The 26,009-nt window shown below is 57.4% G+C and carries 26 protein-coding genes; 24 read left to right on the top strand and 2 right to left on the bottom strand.

Annotation, left to right across the window (positions count from 1 at the left end):
- Window positions 1-184 precede the first annotated feature (184 nt).
- A complete protein-coding gene (locus tag LBR61_01345; protein MDR1730716.1) occupies window positions 185-1,447 on the top strand; it encodes a hypothetical protein in 1,263 nt (420 codons plus the stop codon).
- A 57-nt stretch (window positions 1,448-1,504) separates the two neighbouring features.
- The gene (pdxA, locus tag LBR61_01340) at window positions 1,505-2,560 is read left to right on the top strand and encodes a 4-hydroxythreonine-4-phosphate dehydrogenase PdxA (GenBank protein MDR1730715.1); all 1,056 of its coding nucleotides are present in this window, start codon (window positions 1,505-1,507) and stop codon (window positions 2,558-2,560) included.
- 65 nt (window positions 2,561-2,625) lie between these two features.
- Here the strand turns inward: pdxA and LBR61_01335 are convergent, their stop codons facing one another.
- Complete coding sequence (locus LBR61_01335) at window positions 2,626-4,764, bottom strand: FAD-dependent oxidoreductase (protein MDR1730714.1); 2,139 nt, start codon at window positions 4,762-4,764, stop codon at window positions 2,626-2,628.
- 165 nt (window positions 4,765-4,929) lie between these two features.
- A complete protein-coding gene (locus LBR61_01330; protein ID MDR1730713.1) occupies window positions 4,930-5,439 on the bottom strand; it encodes a rubrerythrin family protein in 510 nt (169 codons plus the stop codon).
- Between the two features lie 277 nt (window positions 5,440-5,716).
- Between LBR61_01330 and fapR the strand changes: the two genes are divergently transcribed.
- From fapR to LBR61_01220, 22 genes are all read left to right on the top strand, one after another.
- Window positions 5,717-6,295: a transcription factor FapR gene (gene fapR, locus LBR61_01325; protein ID MDR1730712.1), complete on the top strand. Its 579-nt coding sequence runs from the start codon at window positions 5,717-5,719 to the stop codon at window positions 6,293-6,295.
- 87 nt (window positions 6,296-6,382) lie between these two features.
- The gene (gene plsX, locus LBR61_01320) at window positions 6,383-7,372 is read left to right on the top strand and encodes a phosphate acyltransferase PlsX (protein ID MDR1730711.1); all 990 of its coding nucleotides are present in this window, start codon (window positions 6,383-6,385) and stop codon (window positions 7,370-7,372) included.
- 17 nt (window positions 7,373-7,389) lie between these two features.
- On the top strand, window positions 7,390-8,361 hold the full coding sequence (gene fabK / locus LBR61_01315) for an enoyl-[acyl-carrier-protein] reductase FabK (protein MDR1730710.1): 972 nt from the start codon (window positions 7,390-7,392) through the stop codon (window positions 8,359-8,361).
- Window positions 8,358-9,305: an ACP S-malonyltransferase gene (gene fabD, locus LBR61_01310; GenBank protein MDR1730709.1), complete on the top strand. Its 948-nt coding sequence runs from the start codon at window positions 8,358-8,360 to the stop codon at window positions 9,303-9,305. Before fabK ends, fabD begins: the two co-directional genes overlap by 4 nt.
- Window positions 9,302-10,054 (top strand): 3-oxoacyl-[acyl-carrier-protein] reductase, encoded by a 753-nt coding sequence (gene fabG, locus LBR61_01305; GenBank protein ID MDR1730708.1) that lies wholly within the window; start codon window positions 9,302-9,304, stop codon window positions 10,052-10,054. The genes fabD and fabG overlap by 4 nt, the downstream gene beginning before the upstream one ends.
- 31 nt (window positions 10,055-10,085) lie before the next feature.
- The gene (gene acpP, locus LBR61_01300; protein MDR1730707.1) at window positions 10,086-10,337 is read left to right on the top strand and encodes an acyl carrier protein; all 252 of its coding nucleotides are present in this window, start codon (window positions 10,086-10,088) and stop codon (window positions 10,335-10,337) included.
- Between the two features lie 191 nt (window positions 10,338-10,528).
- On the top strand, window positions 10,529-11,770 hold the full coding sequence (fabF, locus tag LBR61_01295; protein MDR1730706.1) for a beta-ketoacyl-ACP synthase II: 1,242 nt from the start codon (window positions 10,529-10,531) through the stop codon (window positions 11,768-11,770).
- 34 nt (window positions 11,771-11,804) lie between these two features.
- A complete protein-coding gene (rnc, locus tag LBR61_01290; protein ID MDR1730705.1) occupies window positions 11,805-12,533 on the top strand; it encodes a ribonuclease III in 729 nt (242 codons plus the stop codon).
- Window positions 12,521-13,378, top strand: a complete 858-nt coding sequence (locus tag LBR61_01285; GenBank protein ID MDR1730704.1) for a hypothetical protein — start codon at window positions 12,521-12,523, stop codon at window positions 13,376-13,378. The genes rnc and LBR61_01285 overlap by 13 nt, the downstream gene beginning before the upstream one ends.
- 309 nt (window positions 13,379-13,687) lie before the next feature.
- The gene (gene upp / locus LBR61_01280; protein MDR1730703.1) at window positions 13,688-14,776 is read left to right on the top strand and encodes a uracil phosphoribosyltransferase; all 1,089 of its coding nucleotides are present in this window, start codon (window positions 13,688-13,690) and stop codon (window positions 14,774-14,776) included.
- Window positions 14,777-14,786: 10 nt separating this feature from the next.
- Window positions 14,787-15,686: an undecaprenyl/decaprenyl-phosphate alpha-N-acetylglucosaminyl 1-phosphate transferase gene (locus LBR61_01275; protein ID MDR1730702.1), complete on the top strand. Its 900-nt coding sequence runs from the start codon at window positions 14,787-14,789 to the stop codon at window positions 15,684-15,686.
- 4 nt (window positions 15,687-15,690) lie between these two features.
- A complete protein-coding gene (gene wecB, locus LBR61_01270) occupies window positions 15,691-16,836 on the top strand; it encodes a UDP-N-acetylglucosamine 2-epimerase (non-hydrolyzing) (protein MDR1730701.1) in 1,146 nt (381 codons plus the stop codon).
- Between the two features lie 33 nt (window positions 16,837-16,869).
- Window positions 16,870-18,138, top strand: coding sequence for a UDP-N-acetylglucosamine 1-carboxyvinyltransferase (gene murA / locus LBR61_01265; GenBank protein MDR1730700.1), 1,269 nt, complete (start codon window positions 16,870-16,872; stop codon window positions 18,136-18,138).
- A complete protein-coding gene (locus tag LBR61_01260; GenBank protein ID MDR1730699.1) occupies window positions 18,135-19,007 on the top strand; it encodes a hypothetical protein in 873 nt (290 codons plus the stop codon). Before murA ends, LBR61_01260 begins: the two co-directional genes overlap by 4 nt.
- A gap of 63 nt (window positions 19,008-19,070) precedes the next feature.
- Window positions 19,071-19,694: a uracil-DNA glycosylase gene (locus LBR61_01255; protein MDR1730698.1), complete on the top strand. Its 624-nt coding sequence runs from the start codon at window positions 19,071-19,073 to the stop codon at window positions 19,692-19,694.
- Window positions 19,694-20,392: a di-trans,poly-cis-decaprenylcistransferase gene (gene uppS / locus LBR61_01250; GenBank protein MDR1730697.1), complete on the top strand. Its 699-nt coding sequence runs from the start codon at window positions 19,694-19,696 to the stop codon at window positions 20,390-20,392. Before LBR61_01255 ends, uppS begins: the two co-directional genes overlap by 1 nt.
- Complete coding sequence (locus LBR61_01245; GenBank protein ID MDR1730696.1) at window positions 20,373-21,191, top strand: phosphatidate cytidylyltransferase; 819 nt, start codon at window positions 20,373-20,375, stop codon at window positions 21,189-21,191. Before uppS ends, LBR61_01245 begins: the two co-directional genes overlap by 20 nt.
- On the top strand, window positions 21,188-22,369 hold the full coding sequence (dxr, locus tag LBR61_01240) for a 1-deoxy-D-xylulose-5-phosphate reductoisomerase (GenBank protein MDR1730695.1): 1,182 nt from the start codon (window positions 21,188-21,190) through the stop codon (window positions 22,367-22,369). The genes LBR61_01245 and dxr overlap by 4 nt, the downstream gene beginning before the upstream one ends.
- A gap of 2 nt (window positions 22,370-22,371) precedes the next feature.
- Complete coding sequence (gene rseP / locus LBR61_01235) at window positions 22,372-23,415, top strand: RIP metalloprotease RseP (protein MDR1730694.1); 1,044 nt, start codon at window positions 22,372-22,374, stop codon at window positions 23,413-23,415.
- An 86-nt stretch (window positions 23,416-23,501) separates the two neighbouring features.
- Window positions 23,502-24,536, top strand: coding sequence for a (E)-4-hydroxy-3-methylbut-2-enyl-diphosphate synthase (gene ispG / locus LBR61_01230; GenBank protein ID MDR1730693.1), 1,035 nt, complete (start codon window positions 23,502-23,504; stop codon window positions 24,534-24,536).
- Between the two features lie 82 nt (window positions 24,537-24,618).
- Window positions 24,619-25,566, top strand: coding sequence for an ornithine carbamoyltransferase (argF, locus tag LBR61_01225; protein MDR1730692.1), 948 nt, complete (start codon window positions 24,619-24,621; stop codon window positions 25,564-25,566).
- A 48-nt stretch (window positions 25,567-25,614) separates the two neighbouring features.
- Window positions 25,615-25,806, top strand: a complete 192-nt coding sequence (locus LBR61_01220) for a hypothetical protein (protein ID MDR1730691.1) — start codon at window positions 25,615-25,617, stop codon at window positions 25,804-25,806.
- Window positions 25,807-26,009 lie beyond the last annotated feature (203 nt).

The raw sequence follows: 26,009 nt of genomic DNA, 5'->3' as shown, positions 1-26,009 counted from the left end.
GGTTCAGAGAGCGTTTTTATTGTTGTTGTCCTCCGTAATGTCCTGGCGGCAGGAATGACGATGCCCTGAAGCCCGAACTTCGGGGCATTTTTGTATACCTTTTCTCGCAGACCGGAGCATTTTCGGCGCTTTATCCCCGGAAAACGGGTTCGAAGGCAAAATGCGGAAGGAGATTTTTTTTGTCATGAACGGGGCAAGAGGAAGTTTCGAAAAATACGCTGTGATCGTCATCGCGGATGATCTGACCGGCGCGGCGGACACGGGCATTCGATTTTCTTCGATCGTCGAGGACATGTGGCTGACCCCTTCCGGAGCCTCCTGTCTTCAGGAAGATTTTTTCGAAGAAGGACGGACGAAGGGACTGGCCGTCTTTACGGATTCGCGGCATTTTGGAGCCCGGGAAGCCCGCCGGGCCCTCAGAGGCGCTTTCGAGGACACGGGACTGAAGGGAGAAATCGTTTACAAAAAAGTCGATTCCACGCTGCGAGGTCAGGTCGGGGCAGAAGTTTCGGAAGTCCTTGCTCTCACAGGGAAAAAAATCGCCCTGATTGCCCCCACCAGTGTGGAGCAGGGGCGTACCGTGCGGAACGGACTTCTCTTTCTGCATGACGTCCCCGTGGCCGAGACGGAAGTGGGAAAAGACCCCCGAACTCCCTTAAAAACGTCGAATGTTGTGGATATTGTATCGGGGCCGGAAAAATTGCAGGCTCGCCTGTTGGACCTTTCAACACTGTCCCGAGAAAAAGAGGCCCTGGACGCTCTTCTTGACTCCTGGTCCTCGGACTCCCCCTGTCTGGTTGTCTGTGAGGCCGTCACCCGGGAAGATTTGAAGATCATCGCCGCGCTGGCGGCTCGGCCCGACTGTCTGCCCGTGGGGTCGGCGGGGCTGGCCCGGGAAGTCGTCGAACTTCTGTCTTCCCGAAAAAAAACGATGATCGATCGGCCGCGGTCGGGAACCTTCGCTGGCAGAAAACTCTGGTTTTGCGGAACCGCCGCCAGGGTGACCCGCGTCCAGGGGGATCGCCTGGCGGCGGAAACGGGGATGCCCGTGCTGACCCTGTCGGAAGAGGAAGTGAAAAACGGAGAACGACTTTCCCAATGGATCGAGGAGTCGCTTCGCGCTCTGAGAAAACCCGACGCCGAACTGCTGATTCGCGTGGGGGAAGAGCAGATGAACCCGACTGCGATTCTGGAGGCCATGCGGGTCATCGTCCGAAAATTGGCCTCCGGCGTTCGGATCGACAATTTTTTCCTTTCAGGAGGCGACACGGCCAACGTCGTCCTCTCGGAGCTGGAGCAATACCCCCTGAAGCTGGAAGAGGAGTTTTTACCCGGCCTGATCCATTCCCAAAACGTGCGGACCGGCCAGAACTTTTTCACGAAATCCGGCGGCTTCGGAGGCGATGAGGTCCTGCTTCATCTGCATCAATACCTTATGGAGCACTGAGCGCGGAGCCGCTCTGCTCCGCCGAACCCTTATTTTTGGAAAGGAACAGGAATTCTGATGGAAATATTCAGGCCTATTTTGGGCATCTCCATGGGAGACCCGGGAGGAATCGGTCCCGAAGTTGCGGTGAAAGCTCTTGACGATCCCGAAGTTCATAAATACGGGCGTCCTTTGATCGTGGGCGACGCGCGAATTGTGGAGGACGCGCTGCGCTTCTGCGATCTGAAGGAAAACCGAAAGGACGGAAGGCCGCCGCTTGAGCTGAACGTGGTCAAAAAGGTTGCGGACTGCGTTTTCGAGCCCAATATCGTCAACGTTTACGATCTGGAAAACATGCCTCTCGAAGAGCTTCGGCACAAAACGGTGACGGCCCTGCAGGGAAAGGTCTCCTTCGAGTACGTGGCGAAGGTGATTGAACTGGCCCTGAAAAAAGAGGTGGATGCCACGGTGACGGGCCCCATCAACAAAGCCGCGCTGAACCTGGGGGGCTGCCACTACTCCGGGCACACGGAAATTTACGCCGACCTGACGAAGACCCGAGACTACACGATGATGCTTGCGGACGGAAATTTTCGGGTTTCCCACGTTTCGACCCACGTTTCTCTGAGGACAGCCTGCGACAGGGTAAAAACAGCCCGGGTTCTGCGGGTCATCGAACTGACCTGGGACGCCCTGAAAAAAATGAAAGTCGAAAATCCCCGGATTGCGGTGGCGGGGCTCAATCCCCACTGCGGCGAAGGCGGACTTTTCGGAACGGAGGACGACGTGGAAATCCGCCCCGCCGTGGAGCAGGCCTGCGAAAAGGGCATGACCGTCGAGGGACCTCTGCCCGCGGACACGGTCTTCAGCAAAATGCTGGGGGGCATGTACGACGCCGTGGTCTGCATGTATCACGACCAGGGACACATTCCAACCAAGCTCGTGGGGTTCAAATACGACGAGAAAACCGGACAGTGGGGACAGCTCGCCGGCGTCAACATCACTTTGGGGCTGCCCATCGTCCGAACCTCCGTGGACCACGGAACGGCCTTCGGCAAGGCGGGAGAGGGACGGGCAAACCCCCAGTCCATGAAGGATGCCCTCCGCATGGCCGCTCAGCTCGTGGCTCAATAAAGCGCGGAAGTCCTGCTTCGGGCCTTTTACTTCAAATTTTATTTCAAATTGGTATCAACCGGGTATCAGCTGTTTTTCATCGTCATGGCCTTCATGAGGATTTCAGCGGCTTCCCCCCGGGTGACGGGCCGGGCGAGGGCGGACTCCATATTGGTTCCGAAAAGGCCGGGAACGCCCAGATTTTGCAGAATATCGGCGCTTCTGGCCTTTGTCGTTCTCTCGCTTTTCGAGGGGAAATCCCCCCATTCGAACGCGCGAAAGACCGCTTCGAGAAACTCCTGCCGCGTCACGGCTTTTGCCTTCCCCTCGATATTTTTCGTTTCATCCGGCTCCCGTTCGGCGAAGGTTCCGGAGGCCGCCCGGGCTCTTTTCAGTATGTCGAACATTTCGCCTCGCGCGACAGGCCTGTTCACGCCGAAAATCCCTTTAGCGGACGGATTGAGACGGGGAGGCACGATGGGGCGGAGCAGCCTGTGCAGGCTGGAAAGCTGGATTGCCCGGAAAAAGGGATGTTTCGACGAAACGTCCGAGTAGTTGCTGAGAGACAGAACGACGCCAGCCTCCAAAAGAGTCCGCTGGACCCTCACGGGAGGAACCTCCCGAAGCGGCAGGCCGTCCCGCAGAGAAAGGGCTGCCAGCGCCCCCGCCGCCTGTCCCACCATCATGCAGATGGGCTGAACCCGCAGAGCGCCGGAAACCAGCCGCGTCATCGAAAGATTTTTTTCAGCGGCGAGAAGCCCCTCGACGTTTTTCGGAATCAGAATGCGCAGGGGAACCTGAAAAGGATTGCGGGGACGATTCAGCTCGATGGAGGCGGTTCTTTCGTTCAGGTTTCGTTCCATGTGAGCATCCTCGTTGGCGCCGTGCAGGTCCAGTCCATATCGGCCGATGGCGATGGCGTCCTCAAATTCGTGGCTTTGTCCGTCCAGATAGTTCTGAGAGTTGTAAAAAAGCTCCTCTGACGTCAGCGTGTGATCTCCAATGACCCTCCGCGACTCCCGAACGTAGGGGATGGGGGGCATACGACGGGCGATTTCCCGCCATTCCTCCGGCAACTCGCCGGCGGCGGGCGGAAGAGCGGCGGCGTTGTATTCGTCGTTGGCCACGGACCAGGGCTCTCCAAGTTCGTTTTGAATGTAATAAATAAAATGAAGCGTTCTGAGAAAAGCCTCTTTTTCCATCTGAGCGCGAATTTTTTCGTCCTCCAGATAGGCCACCGGCAGACCAGGGATTGTTTTGATCACGTGACCCGGATAATCGTTACCCCAGTTGACGCTGGTTTTTGTGATGAATTTCCAGTTTTTGCGCTGTCCGTCGTAGTTCTGAGGCGTGGAGGAATCGGGGAGGCCGCGGTAGGCGTTGTGGGTGACGAAATCCACAGGAAGCCGGACGGGATAGGTTCCCTGAAAGGTGCCTCCCTTCGCGGTGACGTAGCGTTCATAGATTTTTCTGGCTTCCGGATAGCCGGGCAGGGGCGTGGTGACACGAAGACTGCCGGGAATGCCCCGGGGGTAACGCTGAATGATGGTGATCCAGGTGATGTCCTGAATGACGGCCTTCGGATCGATGGAAGGCGTGGCGGAGTTTCCGGCCCGATACCCGGCGCCTGCCAGAGGTAAAATATCTCCGTATTCCGTGGCGTCGATCAGCACGCGGCACCTGATTTCCCGCTCTGTCCCGTTCCGGTCCGTGATCGTGACGCCTGTGATTCTGTTTCCCTGCCGCTCCACCCGCGTCACTTTGGTTCGCAGAAGAATATCGAGAGGCCCGGGGCTCGCGGCGCGGATTTCATCCGCCATTTCAAAAAGAACGCGCTGTCCCGTCGAGGGTTCGAATGCGATATTTTTCGCGTTCCAGTAACAGGTGGCCATGGATTTGCCCAGTCGGTCGTAATGACGTTTTATCCGGGCGATGAAATGACGGTACAGCCCGCTGCGCAAAGGGCTCAGGTCGTCCATGGTGGAGACGCCCGCGGCGGTGGCCTGACCGCCGATCCAGTCGCCAGGTTCTGCCACCAGAACCCCCGCTCCCAGTTTTGCCGCCTGAAGAGCGGCCGCCATGCCGCTTATCCCGCCTCCGGCCACGATCACATCGTAAGCTGTGGCGTCAGCCTCCGCGACGTCCGGTCGTTCTGACAAAAACAGAAATAAAAACGAGAATAAGAATGAAAAAAATATCCCTGCTCTCATCCATCGTCGAGACACCTGAAGATCTTCTCCTTATATAAAATAAAAATTTGCTCCCGATTTTGTGAGTACAGCCTAAACAGTGTCTGCGTTCTTTTAGTTATTCTATCAGAAATAATGGCCGGACATAAAAAAGCCGTTCACGGAGTGAACGGCCGGCTCGGGTATAAAACGGTTCGGGAATCAACAGCAGGGATTCTCTTTGAAAACAGCCGCCTTTGCGCCGCAGATAGGGCAGACGTCGGGGGCGCGGCCCTCGTGGACGTAGCCGCAGACGGGGCAGAGATACCAGCTGGAGTCCCTGCCTTTCAAAGAAGCGATGTTGTCGATGGCCTGTTTATAAAGGGCGGCATGAACTTTTTCGGCCTCGTTGGCCATGTGAAAACTTCTGCGAGCCTTAGCGTCGTTTTCCTCCTCGGCGTCTTCGATGAATCCAGGGTACATGGTGGTGAACTCGTAAGTTTCACCCTCCAGCGCCGCCTGCAGATTGGCCGCCGTGTCCTTCACCCCGTCCATGGCGCGGAAATGGGAATGGGCGTGAAGCGTCTCCGCCGAGGCGATGGCGCGAAACATTTTTGCAACTCCAGGATACCCCTCCCTGTCTGCCTGTTCCGCAAACGCCAGGTATTTTCTGTTTGCCTGAGACTCTCCGGCAAACCCCTCTGCCAGATTTTTCATTGTCTTTGAAGCCATTGAAAACCCCTCCAAAACGTAAAATAAGAAGTAATAAAAGTAATATCTGTCACTGCAAGAAAAGGCTAATCAATAAACAACAAAAAGTCAAGAGTTTAATTATCAAATGTATGTTATTATCAAATAGCTATGTATATTGATGTGATTCTTCATTCAGAAAACAGGTTCCGAAAAATATTTTTATATATTTCCTGAGAATAACACTTGACGATCTTTCTTTTCGACTCTATACTGCGTACCTGATTTATCAGAACAGCTATCAGTAGCAGGTACTAAATTGGGGGCGTTTGAGATCAGGTCTGATAAGAAATATCGTCAGGATCGTCTGGTTGGACTGCTGAACAACAATCCGATGGCTACGGATGAAGAGCTTGCCTCGCTGCTGGCGGTAAGCGTGAGCACCGTGCGTCTGGATCGCGCCCTCATGGGGATTCCCGAATTGCGCGAGCGCGTTCGCCGTATGGCCCAGGAGGCGAGCAGCAAACTGCGTTCCCTCAGTCGCAGCGAAATCGTCGGGGATCTTCTGGAACTGGAACCCAATCGCTGGGCTCTTTCAGTGCTGCGTACCACGCGGGATATGGCTTTTCGTTTCACGGACGTGCTGTGGGACCATTATATTTACGCGCAGGCGAGTTCCATCGCGGTGGCCGTCGTCGAAGCGGGACTGGTCATTATCGATTCAATGCGGGGCTCCTACAAGGGACATGCCAAAGTGGGCGACGTTCTGGTGGCCAGAGCCAAGGTGGGAGTCAGCAGGAAAGGGCGTTATATCGTCAGCGTACGAACCCGCGTCGGAGAGAAGGAAATTTTTGTCGGACGTTTCATCACCGAGGTTCTGGACGCGAAACTGACGTGATTTGGGGCCTCCGCGGATATGCGAGGGGATTTCTGCATGGAGAGTTCAATGGAGAGTTTATATGGAGAGATTATATAAATGAAAAAACTGACCATAGCCCTGGACGCCATGGGCGGCGATCACGCGCCGAAAGAAATCTGCAGGGGAGCGGTTCTGGCCTGCAGAGAACATCCGGACCTGGAGATTATTCTGACAGGCGACGAGGAAAAAATAAAACCCTGTTTGAGCGGGGCTTCTCCGGATCTTCTGAGCAGACTGCGAATTGTGCATACCACGGAAATCGTGGGGATGGACGAGCAGCCAACCATGGCCATTCGCAGGAAGCACGATTCGAGCATGAGGGTGGCCATGGAAATGGTGCGGGGAGGGGAGGCCCAGGGGTGTCTTTCCGCCGGCAATACGGGGGCGATCGTCGCCGGCGGCGTCCTTGTGGTGGGGCGTCTGCCCACCATCGACCGCCCGGCGCTGGGCGTTCCCCTGCCCACGATACGCCGCTGGACGTTTCTTCTGGACGTGGGAGCTTCGGTGCGGTCGAAACCTCTGAACCTCGTTCAGTACGCTCAAATGGGGAATGTTTACTCCAAAAAAATACTGGGAGTGGCGGAGCCGGAGATTGCGCTGCTTTCCAACGGCACCGAGGAAATCAAAGGAGACGACGTCATTGCCGAGGCGCGCGAGATGCTGCTGCAGAGCTCTCTGAACTTCAAGGGTTACGTCGAAGGGGACGACGTTCCCTGGGGGCGGGCTGACGTTGTGGTGTGCGACGGTTTTACGGGCAACGTGATCCTGAAGTTCGGAGAAGGGCTGATGCAGGGAGCCCGGTCGATTATCGAAGAGGAGATGGGACATCGCTTCATGCCCAAAGTGGGGATGCTTTTTATGATTCCCATGGTGCGCGCTCTCTGGTCCCGTTTCAACTACGAAAAATATGGCGGCACGCCCCTGCTCGGAGTCAGAGGGACGGTCATAAAGGCTCATGGACGTTCGAAGGCTCCCGCCATTTTGGGAGCGCTTTCCGCCGCCCGGAACTTTATCATTAAAGACGGAGTAGGGCAGATTCGCGAAGAACTCGAGTGAAGTATGGGGTGAACAAAATGGAACAGAGAACACGGATGCAGCATAATCGCGTGTGCAAACTTTTGGGCACGCAATATCCTCTTCTGCAGGGGGCGATGGCCTGGGTCGCCGACGCCGTGCTGGCCGCGGCTGTCAGCAATGGCGGCGGACTTGGGATCATCGCGGCGGGAAACATGCCTCCGGAGGCGCTGGAAGAGGAAATTTCGAAGGTTCGAAAACTGACGGATCGCGCCTTTGGGCTCAATATCATGTTGATGTCCCCGACGGCTGACAGCGTGCTGGAGCTGGCCGCCAGAGAAAAAGTGCCGGTGGTGACCACCGGAGCGGGGATTCCCGGCAGGGTTCTGCAGCGTCTGAAACCGTTGGGAATCGTCGTCATTCCCGTAGTTGCATCCGTTGCTCAGGCCAAACGCGTGGAAAAGCAGGGTGCGGACGCGGTCATTGCGGAAGGGATGGAGGCCGGAGGGCATATCGGAGAACTGACCACGATGGTTCTGGTGCCCCAGGTGGCCGCGGCTCTCCGGATTCCCGTCATCGCGGCAGGGGGGATTGCCGACGGGCACGGCGTGGCGGCGGCTTTTGCCCTTGGAGCCGAAGGAGTGCAGCTGGGCACGCGTTTTCTCTGTTGCGAGGAGTGTACGGTTCACACGAATTACAAGAAAGCGGTCATCGCGGCCCGGGACCGCAGCACGGTGATCACAGGGGCCAGCACGGGCCATCCCGTCCGATGCCTGAACAACAGGCTGACGGCTGAATTCGCCAGGCTGGAGGCGGAACGGGCTCCCAAAGAGGAGATCGAGCGTCTGGGAACCGGAAAACTGCGGAGCGCCGTCGTCGAGGGCGATGTGGAGTGGGGCTCGATGATGGCCGGTCAGTCGGCCGGCATGGTAAACTCTGTTTTGCCCGCCGCGCAGATTGTGGAAAGTCTGTTTACGGAGGCGACCGAAGTATTGGACCGGATAACCGGCGAAGGAGAGAAGTTGAATTGAAGTACGCATTTTGTTTTCCCGGGCAGGGAGCGCAGGAGGTCGGTATGGGCAAGGCCCTGTACGAGTCTTTTTCCTCCGCGAGGGATATTTTCGACGAGGCGGATGACGCTTTGTCCTTTCATATCACCCGGACTATTTTCGAGGGGCCGGATGAGGAACTGAAACGGACAGCCATCACGCAGCCCGCGATTATGACGGTGAGCGTCGCCGCTTTTCGCGTTTTGGAAAAAGAAATGGGCGTGAAGCCGGAACCCGCTTTTGTCGCGGGGCACAGCCTGGGGGAATACACGGCGCTGGTGGCCGCCGATGTGCTGCCCTTTCGGGATGCGGCGGATCTTGTGCATAAGCGGGGGACCTGGATGCAGGAGGCGGCCCCTGAAGGCGTGGGAGCCATGGCCGCCATCATGGGACTGGACGCGGACTCAGTCATCGCGGCCTGCGCCTCCGTAGCCCCCCAGATGGAATGTCAGGCGGCGAACTTCAACGCGCCGGGACAGATCGTCATTTCCGGGCGGGCCGACTTCGTGGAAAAGGCCATCGCCGTCATGAAGGAAAAGGGAGCGAAAAAAGCGGTTATGCTCAACGTCAGCGCCCCCTTTCACAGCCGCCTGATGATGCCCGCCGCCGAAAAATTGAGGGCGCAGTTTGAAACTTACGAATGGAAAAAACCACAGTGGCCGATCATCTGCAATGTCAGCGCAACGCCCCTTTCGTCGGCGGAGTCGCTTCGACGGGCTCTTTTCGAACAGACCTACAGTCCGGTTCGCTGGGCGGATTCCGTAATTAAAATGGCGGATGAGGGCGTGGACACCTTTCTTGAACTGGGTCCCGGCGAGGTTCTGTCGGGCCTGAATAAACGCTGTCGGAAGGGCCTTGCTCTCATGGCGGCGGGAACTCCCGAAAAGCTGGAGGAGATGGCGAAAGTTCTGGTGAGTGGGCAATGACGGAGGTCGGGGATCGCAGGCTGGCGCTGGTCACCGGCGCGGGTCGGGGCATTGGCCGCGCGGTGGCTCTGGAGCTTGGAAAACGGGGATTCGATATTGCCGTCAATTATCGCAGCAGCGCGGCCGCGGCCGAAGAACTCTGCGAGCGGCTGAGCGCCGGGGGAGTTCGGGCAAAGGCCTTCAAAGCCGACGTTTCTCAGGGAGAGGAAGTCTTGGCTCTTTTCAGGGCCATTGAGAAAACGATGGGCCCCGTGCAGGTTCTTATCAACAATGCGGGCATTACCCGCGACAATTTACTGATGCGGATGAAGCCGGAGGAGTGGAACGACGTCATAGCCGCCAACCTGAACTCGGTTTTTTTCTGCACGAAAGAAGCGCTGCGCGGGATGGTGAAGGCCCGCTGGGGCCGTATCGTCAGCATCTCCTCGGTGGTGGGTCTCACGGGCAACGCGGGGCAGGCGAATTACAGCGCCGCCAAGGCGGGCATTATCGGATTCATGAAGTCCGTGGCGCGGGAATACGCCGCCCGTGGAATCACAGCGAATGTCGTCGCTCCCGGTTTTATCGACACAGATATGACGGGGGCGCTGAAGGAAAACGTCCGGTCCGCCATGTTGGGGCAAATTCCCGCCGGCCGTGCGGGTTCTCCGAAAGACGTCGCCGGAGCCGTGGCCTTTTTTGCGTCGGATGAAAGCGAATATCTGACGGGTCAGGTTTTGGCTGTTGACGGCGGGATGACTATGTGTTAAGGATATATACGTTGGGGGAGGGGGTGAGTTTATGAAGAAAGAAGATGTTCTTCCAAGACTTAAAGAAATTATTGTGGATCGCCTTGATGTCGAAGAGGACCAGATCGTCCCTGAAGCGTCTTTCGTCGAAGATCTCGGCGCGGATTCGCTGGATATCGTGGAGCTGATCATGGGAATCGAAGAGGAATTCGATATCGAAATTCCGGACGAAGACGCAGAGAAGCTGACCTCCGTTGGCGAAGCGATGAACTACACTCTGAGTAAAATCGGACTGGACGAATAAGGGTTTTGCCGAACTGAGCGCAGGGGGGAGGAAACGAACCTCCCCTCTGTTTTTGAAAATTTTTAAAATCAGGATAATTTCGCGCATCACGCTGCCTGCTATTGCACGTTGCTGTTGATATAAAGAAAAAGAGAAAAAGCATAAAAGCATAAAAGCATAAAAGGTTTTGCACCGGGGAGTGACACAGGCAAATGAGAAGAGTAGTTGTTACGGGATTGGGGCTTGTGAGCCCCATAGCCACCGGGAAGGACGCCTACTGGAAGGCTCTCAGGGAAAGAAAAAACGGAATCGGTCCGATCACCACCTTCGACCTTGGAGACTGTCCTGTTACATTTGGCGCAGAGGTGAAGGATTTCGACCCGACCCTGTGGATGGAGGGAAAAGAGGCCAGACGCTCCGACCGGGTGATCCAATTTGCGGTCAGCGCCGCCGGCATGGCCGTAGAGGATGCGCATCTGGACACGACCACTCTGGATCCCTATAAATTTGGAGTCTATATCGGCAGCGGTCAGGGCGGCATAGAAACGTCGTTCAACAACTTCCGGACGATGATGGAAAAAGGATCCAAACGTGTCAGCCCCTACTTCATTCCGATGATGATCAGCAATATGTCCACGGCCTACGTCGCCATAAGATTCAAGGCAAAGGGGCCGAATCTTTGTGTGGTCACGGCCTGCGCCACGTCGCTTCACAGCATGGGAGAGGCCTACCACGCCATCGTTCGCGAGGATGCCGACGTCATTCTGGCGGGAGGAACCGAAGCCGCCCTGCGGGGCATCAGCATTGCGGGGTTCGCCTCCATGAAAGCGCTTTCCACGCGTCTGGATTCCCCCGAAACGGCCAGCCGCCCCTTCGACCTCAATCGCGACGGTTTTGTCATGGGAGAAGGCGCGGGGGTGCTGGTACTGGAGGAACTGGAACACGCAAAAGCCAGGGGGGCGCATATCTATGCGGAATTTGTGGGATACGGCACCTCCTGCGACGCGGGGCATATCACCGCTCCTGACGAGGACGCGGCCGGGGCGATTTACGCCACAAAACGCGCGCTTCAAATGGCGGGATGGAAACCCGAAGATGTCGATCACATCAATGCCCACGGCACATCCACGCCCCTCAACGACAAGACCGAGGCCCTGATGATCAATACCATCTTTGGCGCCCACACGAAAAAACTGCCGGTTACGTCCACGAAGTCCATGATCGGACATTGTCTGGGAGCGGCGGGGGCGCTGGAGACCATCGCGGCGCTTCAGGCCATCGAAGAGGGCTTTGTGCATCCCACGCTGAATTATGAAACCCCGGATCCCGCCTGCGATGTGAATATCGTAACGGGCGAAGGCCTGAAAAAACCGATCGAAAGGGTTTTGGTCAACAATTTTGGTTTTGGCGGACATAATGGAGTCCTCGCCTTTCAGAAATACCACGCATCCTGAAGACGTCGCGGAACCGGAGGGACGTGAACGCGCATTGCGTTTTCTCCAGGAAAAACTGGGATATTTTTTTCGTGACAGAGAGCTTTTGTACACGGCTCTCTGTCACGCTTCGTATGCCAACGAGCAGGGCTTCGCAAAAAGCAATGAACGCCTTGAATTTCTGGGGGATTCCGTTTTGGGAATGATAACGGCCCATGTCCTCTACGAGTCGTATCCCGACGCCACGGAGGGCGAATTGTCGGCCTTCAGAGTCGACGTCGTCTGTCGGGACGCTTTGGTGGGCTGGGCCTCCGCTCTGAATCTCGCCGACGTCCTTTTGAGGGGGAAATCCCTGAAAGGGGACATGCCTCCCTCCCTCCTGTCCGACGCCATGGAAGCGATTCTTGGAGCCGTCTACCTGGACGGGGGATTTGAGGCCGCGTTTCTCGTCGTCAGGCGCTACCTCACGGTGTTGCACGGAGACTCCGTCGCGCCGGGAAGTCAGGACGCGAAATCCGGGCTTCAGACTTTTTTGCAGGCTCAGGATTTGGGGCTGCCGAAGTACGAGGTGGTTTCGGTGAAAGGCCCCTCCCACTCCCCACGGTTCTCTGTGCGGGTCAGCGCCGCAGGAAGGTCCTGGAGCGCCGAAGGGAAAAGCCGCAAATCCGCGGAACTGGAGGGCGCCGCTCTGGCTCTGGCCGAACTTTGTCCCGAAAAATTACGGATGAAAGACGAAAAAGAGGAGAAAGACGAAAAAGGGGGAGAAGACCTTTGCGAACCCTGAAAAAAATTTTCTCCGTATTGCTGATGTGGAGTTTTCTCTCCTCCGCGGCCTGGGGGGAGGGAAGCCTGGAGGTTACGGTGACGTCCCCCTGGCTGGCTTTGCTGGCGAATTTTATCGGCGGAGTGAACGTGAAGGTTACGGCCATCCAGGAGTGGAATGACGACGGAGAACTGGTCCGCCGGATACGGGCCCGCAACCTTCAGTCGCTGCCCTCCGAAATTCTGCTCATGGCCTTCGATTTTCGCGACGCCAAAGGGCTGGGCCTGCCCTTCGAACGATATCCCAACTATCGGCCTCTGTACACCGAGCTGCCTCTGGGGGAGGATAAAATCGACGCTTCCCTTTCCGACCCTTCCGTGGTTCCCTTTGTTTCCCAGCGCGTTCTGACGATACTGGCCGACTGGGATCCCGGCAATTATCCCTACTATCAGCGGCGTCTGGCGGAGCTGCAGGCGCGCCTCTACAGCTCCATCCTCGCGGGGCGGCAGATGCTCAGGGATCAGTCGATTTACGACCTCACGGGACACACCACGGCGCTTTTGCAGGCGGTGGGGTGCAAACTGACCCGTCCTTCTTCCGAAGAGTGGGCCTTATGGAGTCAGTGGAGGGAAATGTCCCATCTCATGGAAACGGTGTCTTTGCTGGCCGAAAAAAAATTCGTGGTGGCGGTGGACTATTCCACCCCCAAGGCGATACGCACTTCTCTGGCCCAAAATCCGGCCGTTTTTCTTTTTACCCGCCCCAAAATCGACCAGGATTATCCGGCCTTTCTTCACGACCAGTATCTTTCTCTCTGGAGTAAAATAACCTCCCGCCCCCTGCCGGTCAGAACCCAGCGGCGGTAAAAACGCCCCCCGCGCGGAGAACGTCCAAAGGCTCCGCGGCGGACGAAAAGTTTCCGCATTTTGCCTTTCCCCCGTTTTGTTTTTCCCTTATTTTATTTTTCCTTTTCGCATCGGACTGCAGCTTTAAGTGTATTGATACCAATTTGAAATAAAAGGCCTAAAGTTAGAATAGCTAAAAGCAGTGATATTCAAACATTAGCTTCTTCATTAACGCTCGGTTGAAAGCAAATTGGTATGAATCATGAATCGCAGGCTCTGTAGAAGTATAAAAATGGTATGATTTTATCAACTGTGTGGGAGGTGCGTAAAATGATCCTGTCGGTAGGATGCGATCATGCGGGTTTTATATTGAAAACGGCGGTGACGGACTTCCTCAGAAACAAAGGTGAAATTCTGGATCGCGGGATTCTCGCGGAGGAACCGTCCGACTATCCGGATCAGGCTCTGAAGGTGGCCGCGGATGTTTCGGAAGGCAGGGCGGCTCTCGGCGTCCTCATGTGCGGGACGGGAGTGGGGATGGCCGTAGCCGCCAACAAAGTCAGAGGTATTCGGGCGGGGGTCTGCAACGACGTGGAAAGCGCGCGCCTTGGAAAAGCCCACAATAATCTCAACGTCCTGACCATGGGAGGGCGCGTCATCTCTCCGGAGCAGGTCGCGCCCGTTCTGGAGGCCTGGCTCTCCACACCCTTCGAGGGCGGTCGGCATTTGGTGCGGATCAATAAAATCGCCGCGGCGGAAACCTCCATCCTCTCCGCGGAAACTCCGGGAAGGGGACGGGTTGTCGTGTTCAACCATCCTCTTGTGCAGCACAAGGTCAGTATCATCCGGGACAAAAATACCAGCGTAAAGGAGTTTCGCGAGCTGGTGCAGGAAATCGCCGGTCTGATGGTCTATGAAATCACGCGCAATCTCTCGCTGACGGAGACGGAAGTGGAGACCCCCGTGGCTCTCACGAAAGCCTGGGCCCTTACGGGGAAAAAACTGGCGGTGGTTCCCGTTCTGCGTGCGGGACTGGGCATGGTGGACGGCATTTTGCAGCTCGTTCCCAACGCGAAGGTGGGACACATCGGTCTGTACAGGGACCCTGAAACGCTGAACCCCGTGGAGTATTACTGCAAGCTGCCTCCGGACATCGGCGAGCGTGAGGTGTTCGTTCTGGATCCCATGCTGGCCACGGGAGGTTCCGCTTCGGCCGCCATCTCCCTGATCCGGGCAAGAGGCGGACAGAAGGTTTCTCTCGTGTGCCTGATTGCCGCGCCCGAGGGCATCAAAAAAGTCCATGAAATTCACCCGGAAACCGACATTTTTATTGCCGCCCTGGACAGTCGCCTCAACGATCACGGTTATATCGTACCGGGACTGGGTGACGCGGGAGACCGGCTGTTCGGAACGAAGTAGGCCGGGCGAAATGAGTTTGCAGTGGGTTTTGACGGGACTGTTCGGCTTTTTTTGGGGAGGGTTCGTCACCCCGATCTCCATCAGGCTGGCCCGCGCCTACCATATTATGGATTTGCCCGACCCTCGAAAGATACATAAGGTTCAAACTCCGCGGGGAGCCGGTCTGGGGTTGTGGGCCGGTTATCTTTTGTGGGCCCTTTATTTCGTGTCCGATTTCGCTCTGATAAAATACACGGCTGCGGGAGCGTCGATTGTGTTTTTTTGCGGCTACCTGGACGACATGAAGTCCATGAGCCCTTTTTTGCGCCTTGGAGTTCATCTGTGCGCCGCCGCCATCGTGCTTTGGCCTCTGCGGCTGCCCTTTCTCACGGCGGGGCTCTGTTTTTTCTGGATAACGGGAATGACCAGCGCCTATAACCTGATTGATGGGGTCAATGGTCTTTGTATCTCGCTTTTTATCGCATCGGGCGTGGCGCTTTGCTGCGTCGACAGTGGAGCGGCCCTGTTCGGCGTTGCGGGCTCCGCCATGGCGGTGGGGGTGCTGTGCTGGAATTTCCCCACGGCGCGGACTTTTCTGGGGGATGGCGGCAGCACGCTTCTTGGTTTTTTATTTTCCTGTCATCTGGTGGTTTTTTGCGCCCCCGTCCTGGGCAGGGCGAGACTCCATGAGCTTATTCTGCTGCTTCTGCTGTTCGGGGGAGTTCCCGTTCTGGACACGCTGATTGCCTTCAGCCGGAGAATTCTGAAGGGAAAATCGCCTTTCTACCCCGACAGGGGACATCTTCATCATCATCTGATGACGCTGACTCAGTCGCCCTGGGGGGCCGTGTCGTGTCTTTTGCTGCTGCACTCGCTTCTCCTGGCCGCCGGAGTGACGGTGTACGTTCGAATGTATGGAGCGGGGGCGTAATTTTATGGGGGAAAGGCCTGCTTTGCTCTGCGTGCTGGGAACCCGGCCCGAGGCCATCAAAATGGCGCCTCTCATTCTGAAGCTGAAGGAGACGTCCCGTTTTGTCGTCCGGATCCTGGCCAGCGGGCAGCATACCGATATGCTGTATCAGGCTCTGGAGGATTTCGGAATTTGCGCGGACGCGGACCTGAACGTCATGAAGGACCGCCAGACCCTGGACCATATCACCTCCGCCGTACTGGAGGGGGTGGGGACGTTTCTGGACGCGAACCCTCAGGACATGCTTCTGGTCCACGGCGACACGACCACGACCCTGAGCGCCGCGCTGGCCGGTTTTTACAGAAAAATTCCAATCGCCCACGTGGAGGCGGGACTGCGCAGCCGCAACATGGACTGCCCCTTTCCGGAGGAGGCCAACCGCGTTCTCGTGGACAGAATCGCGACGCTTTACTTCGCTCCCACCCGGCAGTCGGCGGACAATCTGACGGCGGAAGGCGTGGCGGCGGATCGGGTGTTCCTCACGGGCAACACGGTGATCGATGCGCTTTTTTGGACGCTGGAGCGCCGGGAAGAAACGACGATTCTGCGTGAAATCCCAAAAGACGCGTCTCTTGTCCTGATGACCGCTCACAGGCGGGAATCCTGGGGAGTTCCCCTGAGCCGGATCTGCGGAGCGGTGAGCGATCTTCTGAAAGAACACGACGACCTGTGGTTTCTGATCCCGCTGCACAAAAATCCCGTGGTTCGGGAAGTGATAAAAAAGGAACTGGGAGACTGCCCGAGGGTGATTTTCACAGAACCCCTGCGTTATCCCGATTTTGTCGCGGCCATGAACCGCAGTCTTTTTATCATGAGCGACAGCGGCGGCATTCAGGAGGAAGCCTCGGCCCTGAGAAAGCCCGTGCTGATTCTGCGGGAGCTTTCCGAGCGTCCCGAGGCCCTGACGGCGGGGACGGGACGACTTGTGGGCACAAAACGGGAGCGCATCGGAGAGGAGGCGTCGCGTCTTTTGAACGATCCCTCCTGGCTGGCGTCCTTTTCGGAGCGGGGGATGCCCTTTGGCGACGGAACCGCCTCGGAGCGAATCCTGGAGGTCATCGAAAAATATTTTGATAATTATTTTGCCGGAAGCAGACATGGATGCAGGTAATGAACGTTTTAAAAAAACATCGGAGATGATGGTATGGAGGTAATGAGGATATTGGGCGGGGTTCCCCTGCGGGGGACGATCAGAACTCAGGGCGCCAAGAACGCGGCCCTGCCGGTGATGGCCGCCTGTCTTCTTCTGAAGGGACGCCGAATGACCCTGGACAACGTTCCGGCTTTGCAGGATGTGGAAACGATGGTGGAACTGCTGAAAATTCTGGGGGTCGAGACGACGCGGGAGGGTCGCAGCGTGGTTTTCGACGTTCCGGAAACGGTGAACTGGGAGGCGCCGGAAAATCTGGTTCGCAGGATGAGAGCCTCCTCTCTGGTGCTGGGGCCGCTTCTGGCCCGGTGCGGACGCGCGGTTCTGCCCCTGCCCGGGGGATGTTCCATCGGCAGCCGGCCCATCGACCTTCATCTGAAGGGGCTTTCTCAGATGGGGGCGAAAATCGAGATCAAAAACGGTTTTGTTCACGCCCAGGTGGATCGCCTGAGAGGACGGAGGATTTATCTGGATTTTCCCTCGGTGGGGGCCACGGAGAACCTGATGATGGCCGCCGTTTTCGCCAGAGGAGAAACGATTCTCGAAAACACGGCCCGTGAGCCGGAGATCGAAAACCTGGCGGAGGCTCTGAGGGAGATGGGCGTCCAGATCGACATGGAGGGAACGGGCTGCGTTCGCGTTCGAGGGGTCGAGGACCTGCGGGACTGCAGGGTGCGGGTCATTCCCGACCGGATAGAGGCCTGCACCTATATTTTGGGAGGGGTGATGACGGGCGGGGAGATCTCCGTGGAGGACATCATTCCCGAACACATCGACTCCCTGCTGGCGAAACTGGAGGAGGCCGGAGTCTCCTTTTCCGTAAAGGACAATACCGTCGTCATCCATCCCGTCAAAAAGCTGAGGCCGGTTTCGATTCGAACGATGCCTTTTCCGGGGTTCCCCACGGATCTGCAGCCCCAGATGGTGGCGGCTCTGGCGCTTTCCAGCGGGGTGAGCATGATCGAGGAAAGCGTTTTTCAGTCGCGTTTTCTGTACGCCGGGGAGCTCAACCGCATGGGAGCGAACATCGAAATACGGGGAGACACCGCCGTCGTCCGGGGAGTTGACGCCCTGGACGGAGCTTCCGTGAGAGCCACCGACCTTCGAGCCGGAGCGGCTCTTATCCTGGCGGGGCTGGCGGCCGGAGGGGAGACCTGCATCGAACAGATGGAGCACGTTTTTCGAGGTTACGAACGAATCGACGAAAAATTGAGATCTCTGGGAGCTCGAGTGACCATCGAGGCCCGTCCGGACGTGAAATGACGGACCGGACGAATGTGGTAAAAACCGTTGCGGAAAAACCCGCGACGCCCGACCTTTCCGGGATAGAGGTGCTGGCTTTCGTTGGGGCGGCGGGGACGGGCAAGAGCCAGAGGGCGTCCCAGGTCGCCCGTCAGTATGGAATCGACTTCGTCGTGGACGATGGGCTGGTGGTGTCAAAAGGGCAGATCATGGCGGGCAAGAGCGCCAAATCCGAAAAAAATATGGTGCGGGCCATTCGCCGGGCACTGTTCGAGTACACGCCTCATCGCATGGAAGTCGTGACCTTTCTGGCTTCCCGGGGGGCGTGCAAAGTTATGGTCATCGCCACCTCCGTCTCCATGATGGAAAAAATCGTGAAGAAGCTGGGACTGCCTTCTCCCTGGAAAATTCTGAATATCACCGACGTGGCCACCACAGAGGAGATCAGCAACGCGCTGAGGGAGCGGCGGGAGAAGAAACAGCACGTGGTTCCGGTTTCCCGCACCCAGATTCAGCGCAGGTTTGCGGGGAAGCTCGTGAGCCAGCTGAAGGACCTCTTTAAATCCAGAGACCGTCAGGACGACAGCCGCACGGTGGTGAAACCCCCTTTCAGCTTCGACGGGAGGGTGACCATTGAGGAGGCGGCCATTGTGGCCATGGTTCGGCGTCTGGCCGTCATGGGAAACCATATCCTTCAGGTGAAGGAGCTGGACATCGTTCCCGAGGGGGACGACCTGAACGTGAAACTCGTCGTGGATATAAAACTGGGGGATAAAAACGCGTTTTCCATCGGCCGTCTGCTTCAGAAGAAGCTGAGCGTGGGACTGAGCTTTTTCACGGGCATGGAGGTCAAAAAGGTCAACATCCATATCAACGAGGTTGTGCTGTAATTATAAAAAATGACGGACGGCGGGATTGAAAGTGGATAATAAAAATGAAAGTGAACAATAAATATGGAAAACACTAAGGGAAAATTGTCCGAAGAAAGCCGGTCCAGGGCCTGGGAGGAACTGCGAGCCCGGGTGGAGGCCTGCCAGAGGTGCGAGCTGGCCCATACCCGTACCCGGGTGGTGTTTGGACAGGGGGCCGTGGATACGCCTCTCGTCTTTGTGGGGGAGGGGCCGGGAGCGGAGGAGGACGCGGAAGGTCTGGCCTTCGTCGGCCGGGCGGGACAGCTTTTGACACAGATCCTCACCGCGGGGGGGATTTCCCGGGATGCGGCATTCATCACCAACGTGGTGAAGTGCCGCCCTCCCAACAATCGCGTTCCTCTGCCGGAGGAAATGATGCGATGCGGGGATTTTCTTGAGGCCCAGCTTTTGCTGCTGCGACCGAAAATTCTTGTCTGCCTGGGGAACACGCCGACGAAATGGATTCTGAAAACAACGGAGGGAATCACGGCGCTTCGGGGTCGCTGGTTCGAGTGGAGGGGCATCGACGTCATGCCGATGTTTCACCCCAGCTATCTTCTGCGGAATGACTCCCGAAAAAAGGGAAGCCCTAAAGATTTGACCTGGCAGGACGTTCAGGCGCTGAAAGAGCGTCTGGAGCAGTATGGAAAGGAGAATAGAGCGTGATGACGGGAGAGAGGAACATCTCGCATTTGGCTATTATTATGGACGGGAACGGCAGATGGGCAAAAAAGCGAGGGTTGCCCCGCCTTCTGGGACATCGCGCCGGACTGCGCCGGCTGGAGGAAATGGTGCGGCTGGTGAAGAAGCAGGGGATTCGCTATTTTTCCGCCTACGTTTTTTCCACGGAGAACTGGAGCCGTCCTCAGATGGAGGTCGATGGCCTCATGAGCCTTTTCAGGCACTACCTCAAGCGCAAGGTCAAAGCGCTGAAGGAAGAGGGCGGGAGACTGCGCTTCTGCGGCAGACGGGACAAAATTCCCTCCGACCTGCTGGAGCTGATGCGCTGGGCTGAGGAGGAGACGAAGGACCAGACCACCATCGACTTCATCCTCTGCCTGAACTACGGAGGCCGGGCGGAAATTCTGGACGCGGTCAACGCTCTCATGGCCTCCGGAAGCAAAGGACCGGTCACGGAGGCGGATCTGAGGCGGTTTTTCTACCTGCCGGACGTTCCCGACCCCGACCTGATCGTGAGACCCAGCGGCGAGCTGCGGATCAGCAATTTCTGGATGTGGGAGTCCGCTTACAGCGAGTTCTACTTTACGGACGCGTTCTGGCCGGACTTTGACGAGAACGAGCTGCTTCGGGCTCTGAACGACTACGCGGGGCGGGAAAGACGTTATGGCGGCCTTAAATCGTAGGAATCTGACCCGAAGGACGTTCAGCGGGCTGGCCGTGGTTTTTGGCGTTCTGGCCGGAATCTGGCTTGGCGGATGGGTGTGGATCCTGGTGGTGGCGGTGCTGAGTCTCATCTCTCTGTCGGAGTATTACCGCCTTTTATCGGGACAGTTCCGGCTTTCCCGGGGAGTTGGCTACATCTCCGCTCTGGCGGTGATCCTCTCCTCGGCGGAGGGCGTGAGGCCGGTTTCCATCGCGCTGATTTTGTCGCTGACGGTGTACTCCATCTTCATGATAGAAATCGTGCGGCGTCAGATGTGGGGAACCAGCTTCGCCATCTGGAACGTTGGAGGAACCCTGTCGGGAATCCTTTTCATCATCGTGCCCTGGACCTCCATCATTCTGCTGCGGGACCTGCCTACGGGGGCGCTGATTCTGGTGTCCCTCTTCTGCTGCACCTGGAGCTGCGACGTGACGGCCTATCTGGTGGGCGTTCAGTGGGGCAAAAAGAGATTGTGCGAAAACGTCAGCCCGCAGAAAACCTGGGAGGGCTTTATCGGCGGAGTCATGGGAAGCGTTTTGATGATTGCCGTCATCGTGTTCGCGACGGAACAGCCGCCCTTTCCCCTCTTTCTGATCGGGCTGATCTGCGGACTGCCCGGACAGCTGGGGGACCTGGCGGAGTCTCTCATTAAACGGGAGACGGGGGCCAAGGACACGGGAAACCTGATTCCCGGCCACGGCGGCGTTCTGGACCGCTTCGACAGCATTTTGATCAACGGCCTTCTCACTTATTTGTTTTTTGGGGTGATCCAGCCGTGACGACGAATCCGAAGCGCGTCGCCGTTGTGGGGGCCACCGGAAGCGTGGGGACGGCCGTCCTCGACGTCTGCCGAGCCCATCGGGACCGTTTGGCTGTGACCGCCCTGGCGGCGGGACGGGATGCAAAAAAAATCGCGCTCCTGGCGAAAGACTTCTCCGCCACGCTGCAGATGGCGTGTCTGGCCTCCCCTGAAGCGGCGAAAACTCTCTCTGAACTTTCCTGCCTGCCGCCCTCCGTTCGGGTGCTCCAGGGGCCGGAGGGGCTGATTGAACTGGCGGTGGCTCCGGAGATCGAGCACGTGGTCTTCGCCTCGTCGGGTACGGCGGCTATCGAGGCCCTGCAGGCCGCGCTGAAGGCCGGGAAGGAGATTTCCCTGGCCAACAAGGAGAGCGTCGTTCTGGGGGGAAAATGGGTGATGCCCCTGGTGAGACGAGCCGATCAGCTGCGCCCTCTGGACAGCGAGCACAACGCGATATGGCAGTGCCTGCACGGAGAGGCGGCGCGGCCGCGAAAAATTTACCTGACGGCCTCGGGCGGTCCCTTCCGGGACTGGACCGCTGAGGAGATGAAAACCGTAACGCCGGAGATGGCGCTGAAACATCCCGTCTGGAACATGGGGGCGAAAATCACCATCGACAGCGCCACTTTGATGAACAAGGGCATTGAGCTGATCGAGGCCGCGTTTCTTTTCGGCCTGGAGCCGGGACAGGTGGACGCGCTGATTTCGCCGGGCTCCTTCGTTCACGGGATGGTGGAATTTGAGGACGGTTGCGTTAAAATGTTGGCCGGAGAACCGAACATGCGCCTGCCCGCGGCATCCTGCCTTTTTTGGCCGGAGAGGGCGATTCCCGAAGAGGGCTTTCCGTCTCCGGAGCCGGCGGGCAGGGTTTTGCGCTTCGATCCGGTGGATGAAGGCCGTTTTCCCGCGCTGGCCCTGGCTAAGGAGGCTCTGCGCAGGGGAGGGGCTTTTCCGGCTCTTCTGGTGGGAGCGGACGAGGTTGCGGTGGATCGTTTTCTGAAGAAAAAAATAAAATTTACGGACATCGCCGCCGTTGTGGAGGAAACGATGGCGTCATACGAAGATTCCGCTCCCGAATCTCTGGCCGAAGCCGTCGGGGTTCTGGAGCGGGCGAGGGTGAAATGCGCCGCGATCTGCGGTGGAAGGGAGATTTTATAAGGATGCTGGTCAGTATTGTTGCTTTTGTGATCGTCATAGGGATATGCGTTCTCGTACACGAATACGGGCATTATATAACGGCGCGGCTTCTGGGCGTCCAGGTTCACGAGTTCGCCCTTGGCATGGGGCCGGTTCTCAAACAGGTCCGGCAGAGTGGAGAGGCCCCCATGCTGTGGTCCCTGCGTCTTTTCCCCGTTGGAGGGTTCTGCCGTCTCGCGGGAATGGGAGAGGAGAACGAGGGTGAAACGGTTCTTCCGGGCAGGGGATTCAACGAGCAGCCCGCCTGGAAGCGTTTCTTCATCCTGCTGAACGGCTCTCTCAACAACATCATTCTGGCCCTGATTCTGACGGCTCTGTTCCTGTACGGTCACGGCGTCCTGAACATGGACGACACGAAAATCGGCACGCTGCTGGAGGGATACCCGGCCGCGGAGGTGGGATTCGAGGCGGGAGATCGCATCGTGGCGGTCAACGGCAAGCCCGTTTCGGCCTGGCGGGAGATGTCCGCGAGCCTGCGAGAGGCCGCGAAGCAGGGAGAGGTGAGTTTTTCCGTCGAAAGGGATGGGAAAACTTTCGAGATAAAAGCCGTCATTCCCGTCAGTCGGGAGCAGGGATACCCCATGCTGGGGATAACGCCGGCTCTGGTGCGATACAGTGCCATGGACGCCATCAAAAACGCCGCCGGTTACACGAAGGATATGACGCGGCTGATGCTCCGGGGAATATGGGAATGGATCACCCGACAGCAGGAGGTGGACGTCACGGGACCCATCGGCATCGCCTCCATGTCGGGCAAAGCCCTGCGCGAAGGGGCCTGGAGCTTTGTCACTTTCCTCGCCCTGATCAGCCTGAACCTGGGGCTGCTGAACCTCTTTCCCTTTCCGGCGCTGGACGGGGGCCGCATCATCTTTGTTTTTCTGGAGATGATCGTGGGACGCCGTCTTCCTGACAAGGTGGAAAATTTCATTCATATGACGGGTTTCGTCCTTTTGATCTGCCTGATGGTGTTTGTGACCTGGCAGGATATTTATCGCCTTTTCTTTTAATCTTTTGATAATAACTTTTTAATGACTGACCGAACCATCAGTCCGTATTTGAAAGAATGTAAAAAACAGAAAGTATGTAAAATAGAATGAGACATAAAATTAAAATTGGAAACGTCACGATAGGCGGAGATTCCCCCGTTCGCGTAGAAAGTATGCTCAAGCGCCCGCTGCCGGATAAGGAGGAGTGTCTCGCCCAGTGCGAGCGTCTGCGCCTCGCGGGGTGCGAGCTGGCCCGGGTGGCGCTGCCGGGGGCGGAACTGGCGGAACCCCTGAGCTGGCTTTGTCAGAGGACGCCGCTGGCCCTCATGGCCGACATTCATTTCGACCCCGCCCTGGCCGTGGCCGCCATGCGGGCGGGATGCGCCAGTATACGAATTAATCCCGGCAACATGCCCCTCCACAACCTGACGGAGATGATTTCCATCGCAAAGGACCTTGGGGTTGTCATTCGCATCGGCGCCAACGGCGGCTCCCTCTCGGCCCGTCAGCTGAAGGAGGCGGAAGGGGACCGGGCGAAGGCGCTGTTCCTCGCCGTGAGAGAACAGGTGTCGCTTCTTCTGGACCTGGGCTTTGAGGACATCATTCTGTCGGCCAAGTCCTCCTCCGTTCCGGAGACCGTCAGAGCCAACAGTTTCATCGCCCGAACCTGGCCGGAACTGCCCCTTCACATCGGCATTACGGAGGCGGGCCCCGGCGACGGGGGAATCGTCAAAAGCGCCGCTGGAATTGCCGCCATGCTGAGTCAGGGCACGGGTGATACGCTGCGGGTTTCCCTCACCGACGAACCGGAGCGGGAGGTTCGGGTGGGCTACGAAATTTTAAAGTCCCTCGGCCTGCGCTCCAGAGGCGTCAACCTGATTTCCTGCCCCACCTGCGGGCGCAGAAGAGCCGACGTGATGAAGCTGGTGAAGCTGATCGAGCCGATGACGGGGGATTTGCCGGACGGGACGAGCGTCGCCGTCATGGGCTGCGAGGTCAACGGCCCCAAAGAGGCGAAGCACGCGCGTTTCGGCATCGCGGGAACTCCCCTGGGAGCGGTGCTCTTCAAAGAGGGAAAGGTCGTCGGTGAATACAACTTCGAGGAACTGCCGGCGGTTCTTCCCGAATTCTTCAAAATGTAAATCCGGTTTATTATTTGACTCTGAGTTTCCCAGGGTTTATTATTTGAAACAAAATTAAATTTTGGGGGAGGAACCCTGTATTATGCCTGTGAATTTGAAAGGAAGAAGTTTTCTGACGCTGATGGATTTCACTCCGGAGGAAATCCTGTGGCTGCTGGATCTGGCCGCGGACCTGAAGGCGAAGAAACGCGCCGGCATCCGGGGGACGACTCTGGCCGGGAAGAACGTGGCTCTTTTGTTTGAGAAAGCCTCGACGCGGACCCGTTGTGCTTTTACGGTGGCCTGTATTGACGAGGGCGGGCATCCGGAGTTTCTGGGGAAAAACGACATCCATTTCGGAGGCAAGGAGGACGTGAAGGATTCGGCGCGGGTTCTGGGCCGCATGTTCGACGGCATCGAGTTTCGGGGCTTCAAACAGAGCGTCGCCGAGGAGCTGGCCCAATGGGCGGGCGTTCCCGTCTGGAACGGCCTGACGGACGTGGATCATCCCACTCAGGTTCTGGCGGACTTTCTGACGCTTCAGGAAAATTTCGGAAAGCGCCTGAAGGGACTTTCCCTGACCTATATCGGAGACGGGCGCAACAACATGGCCAACGCCCTCATGATCGGCTGCGCCAAGCTGGGAATCCATTTTACGGTCGGCTCGCCGAAGGAGCTTTTCACCGACCCGGCGCTGGTTGAAAAATGCCGGCCCTTCGCGGAAAAGAGCGGAGCGACGATCCGGATTCTGGAGGATCCACGGAAGGCCGTTCTGGGAGCCGACGCGGTTTACACCGACGTTTGGGTTTCCATGGGGGAGGAGGATCAGAAGGAAGTGCGGGTGAAGCTCCTCAGCCCCTACCAGGTCAACTCCGACTTGATGAAGGCCAGCGAAAAGGACTCGACGATTTTTTTGCACTGTCTTCCGGCGGTCAAGGGCTGCGAGGTGACGGAAGAGGTGTTCGAGTCGCCGGCCTCCAAAGTGTTCGACGAGGCCGAAAACCGTCTGCATACGATCAAGGCCGTCATGGTCGCCACTCTTGGGGCGTAACGAATAGATTTAATTTAAAAATGAAGAATTTGAAAATGGAGAGCCGATATGAGTGAAAATCGTGTTTTTCAGTGCGCGGAGTGCAAACATACCTTTCAGCAGGAGGTGGGGCAGCTTTCTCTGCGCTGTCCGGAGTGCCGGGGAAAAACCCTGCTGCTTCTGGAGGGTCCCTCTCTGAAGGGGGCCAAAAACTGCGGGGGAAACTGCGGCTCCTGCGGCGGCGGTTGTTCCTGCCACTGATTTTGTGAGACGGCTTTTCGACGGGGCCGGCTTTTCGGCGGTGAAGTCCGGCCCGTCCAGGCTGTCGTTTCAACGAACAGATTCTCACGACTGCGTGATATAATTCATTAGAATTATCAGAATTTATCAGCAGCAAAAGGGGGTCATGTTATGCCATTTCTGCTCTTGACATCCAACGGAGAGGCCGGTTACACTACCACACG

The sequence above is a fragment of the Synergistaceae bacterium genome (assembly GCA_031272035.1).
In the GTDB taxonomy this organism is placed as follows: domain Bacteria; phylum Synergistota; class Synergistia; order Synergistales; family Aminobacteriaceae; genus JAISSA01.
This window is presented reverse-complemented; position numbering and strand designations above follow the sequence as displayed.

What these genes read in the sequence shown, in the direction of transcription:
- LBR61_01345 (MDR1730716.1), top strand. Translation starts at nt 185, where the DNA reads ATGAACGGGGCAAGAGGAAGTTTCGAAAAATACGCTGTGATCGTCATC.
- pdxA (MDR1730715.1), top strand. Translation starts at nt 1,505, where the DNA reads ATGGAAATATTCAGGCCTATTTTGGGCATCTCCATGGGAGACCCGGGA.
- LBR61_01330 (MDR1730713.1), bottom strand. Translation starts at nt 5,439, where the DNA reads ATGGCTTCAAAGACAATGAAAAATCTGGCAGAGGGGTTTGCCGGAGAG.
- fabK (MDR1730710.1), top strand. Translation starts at nt 7,390, where the DNA reads ATGGAACAGAGAACACGGATGCAGCATAATCGCGTGTGCAAACTTTTG.
- fabG (MDR1730708.1), top strand. Translation starts at nt 9,302, where the DNA reads ATGACGGAGGTCGGGGATCGCAGGCTGGCGCTGGTCACCGGCGCGGGT.
- acpP (MDR1730707.1), top strand. Translation starts at nt 10,086, where the DNA reads ATGAAGAAAGAAGATGTTCTTCCAAGACTTAAAGAAATTATTGTGGAT.
- fabF (MDR1730706.1), top strand. Translation starts at nt 10,529, where the DNA reads ATGAGAAGAGTAGTTGTTACGGGATTGGGGCTTGTGAGCCCCATAGCC.
- upp (MDR1730703.1), top strand. Translation starts at nt 13,688, where the DNA reads ATGATCCTGTCGGTAGGATGCGATCATGCGGGTTTTATATTGAAAACG.
- LBR61_01275 (MDR1730702.1), top strand. Translation starts at nt 14,787, where the DNA reads ATGAGTTTGCAGTGGGTTTTGACGGGACTGTTCGGCTTTTTTTGGGGA.
- wecB (MDR1730701.1), top strand. Translation starts at nt 15,691, where the DNA reads ATGGGGGAAAGGCCTGCTTTGCTCTGCGTGCTGGGAACCCGGCCCGAG.
- murA (MDR1730700.1), top strand. Translation starts at nt 16,870, where the DNA reads ATGGAGGTAATGAGGATATTGGGCGGGGTTCCCCTGCGGGGGACGATC.
- LBR61_01260 (MDR1730699.1), top strand. Translation starts at nt 18,135, where the DNA reads ATGACGGACCGGACGAATGTGGTAAAAACCGTTGCGGAAAAACCCGCG.
- LBR61_01255 (MDR1730698.1), top strand. Translation starts at nt 19,071, where the DNA reads ATGGAAAACACTAAGGGAAAATTGTCCGAAGAAAGCCGGTCCAGGGCC.
- uppS (MDR1730697.1), top strand. Translation starts at nt 19,694, where the DNA reads ATGACGGGAGAGAGGAACATCTCGCATTTGGCTATTATTATGGACGGG.
- LBR61_01245 (MDR1730696.1), top strand. Translation starts at nt 20,373, where the DNA reads ATGGCGGCCTTAAATCGTAGGAATCTGACCCGAAGGACGTTCAGCGGG.
- rseP (MDR1730694.1), top strand. Translation starts at nt 22,372, where the DNA reads ATGCTGGTCAGTATTGTTGCTTTTGTGATCGTCATAGGGATATGCGTT.
- ispG (MDR1730693.1), top strand. Translation starts at nt 23,502, where the DNA reads ATGAGACATAAAATTAAAATTGGAAACGTCACGATAGGCGGAGATTCC.
- argF (MDR1730692.1), top strand. Translation starts at nt 24,619, where the DNA reads ATGCCTGTGAATTTGAAAGGAAGAAGTTTTCTGACGCTGATGGATTTC.
- LBR61_01220 (MDR1730691.1), top strand. Translation starts at nt 25,615, where the DNA reads ATGAGTGAAAATCGTGTTTTTCAGTGCGCGGAGTGCAAACATACCTTT.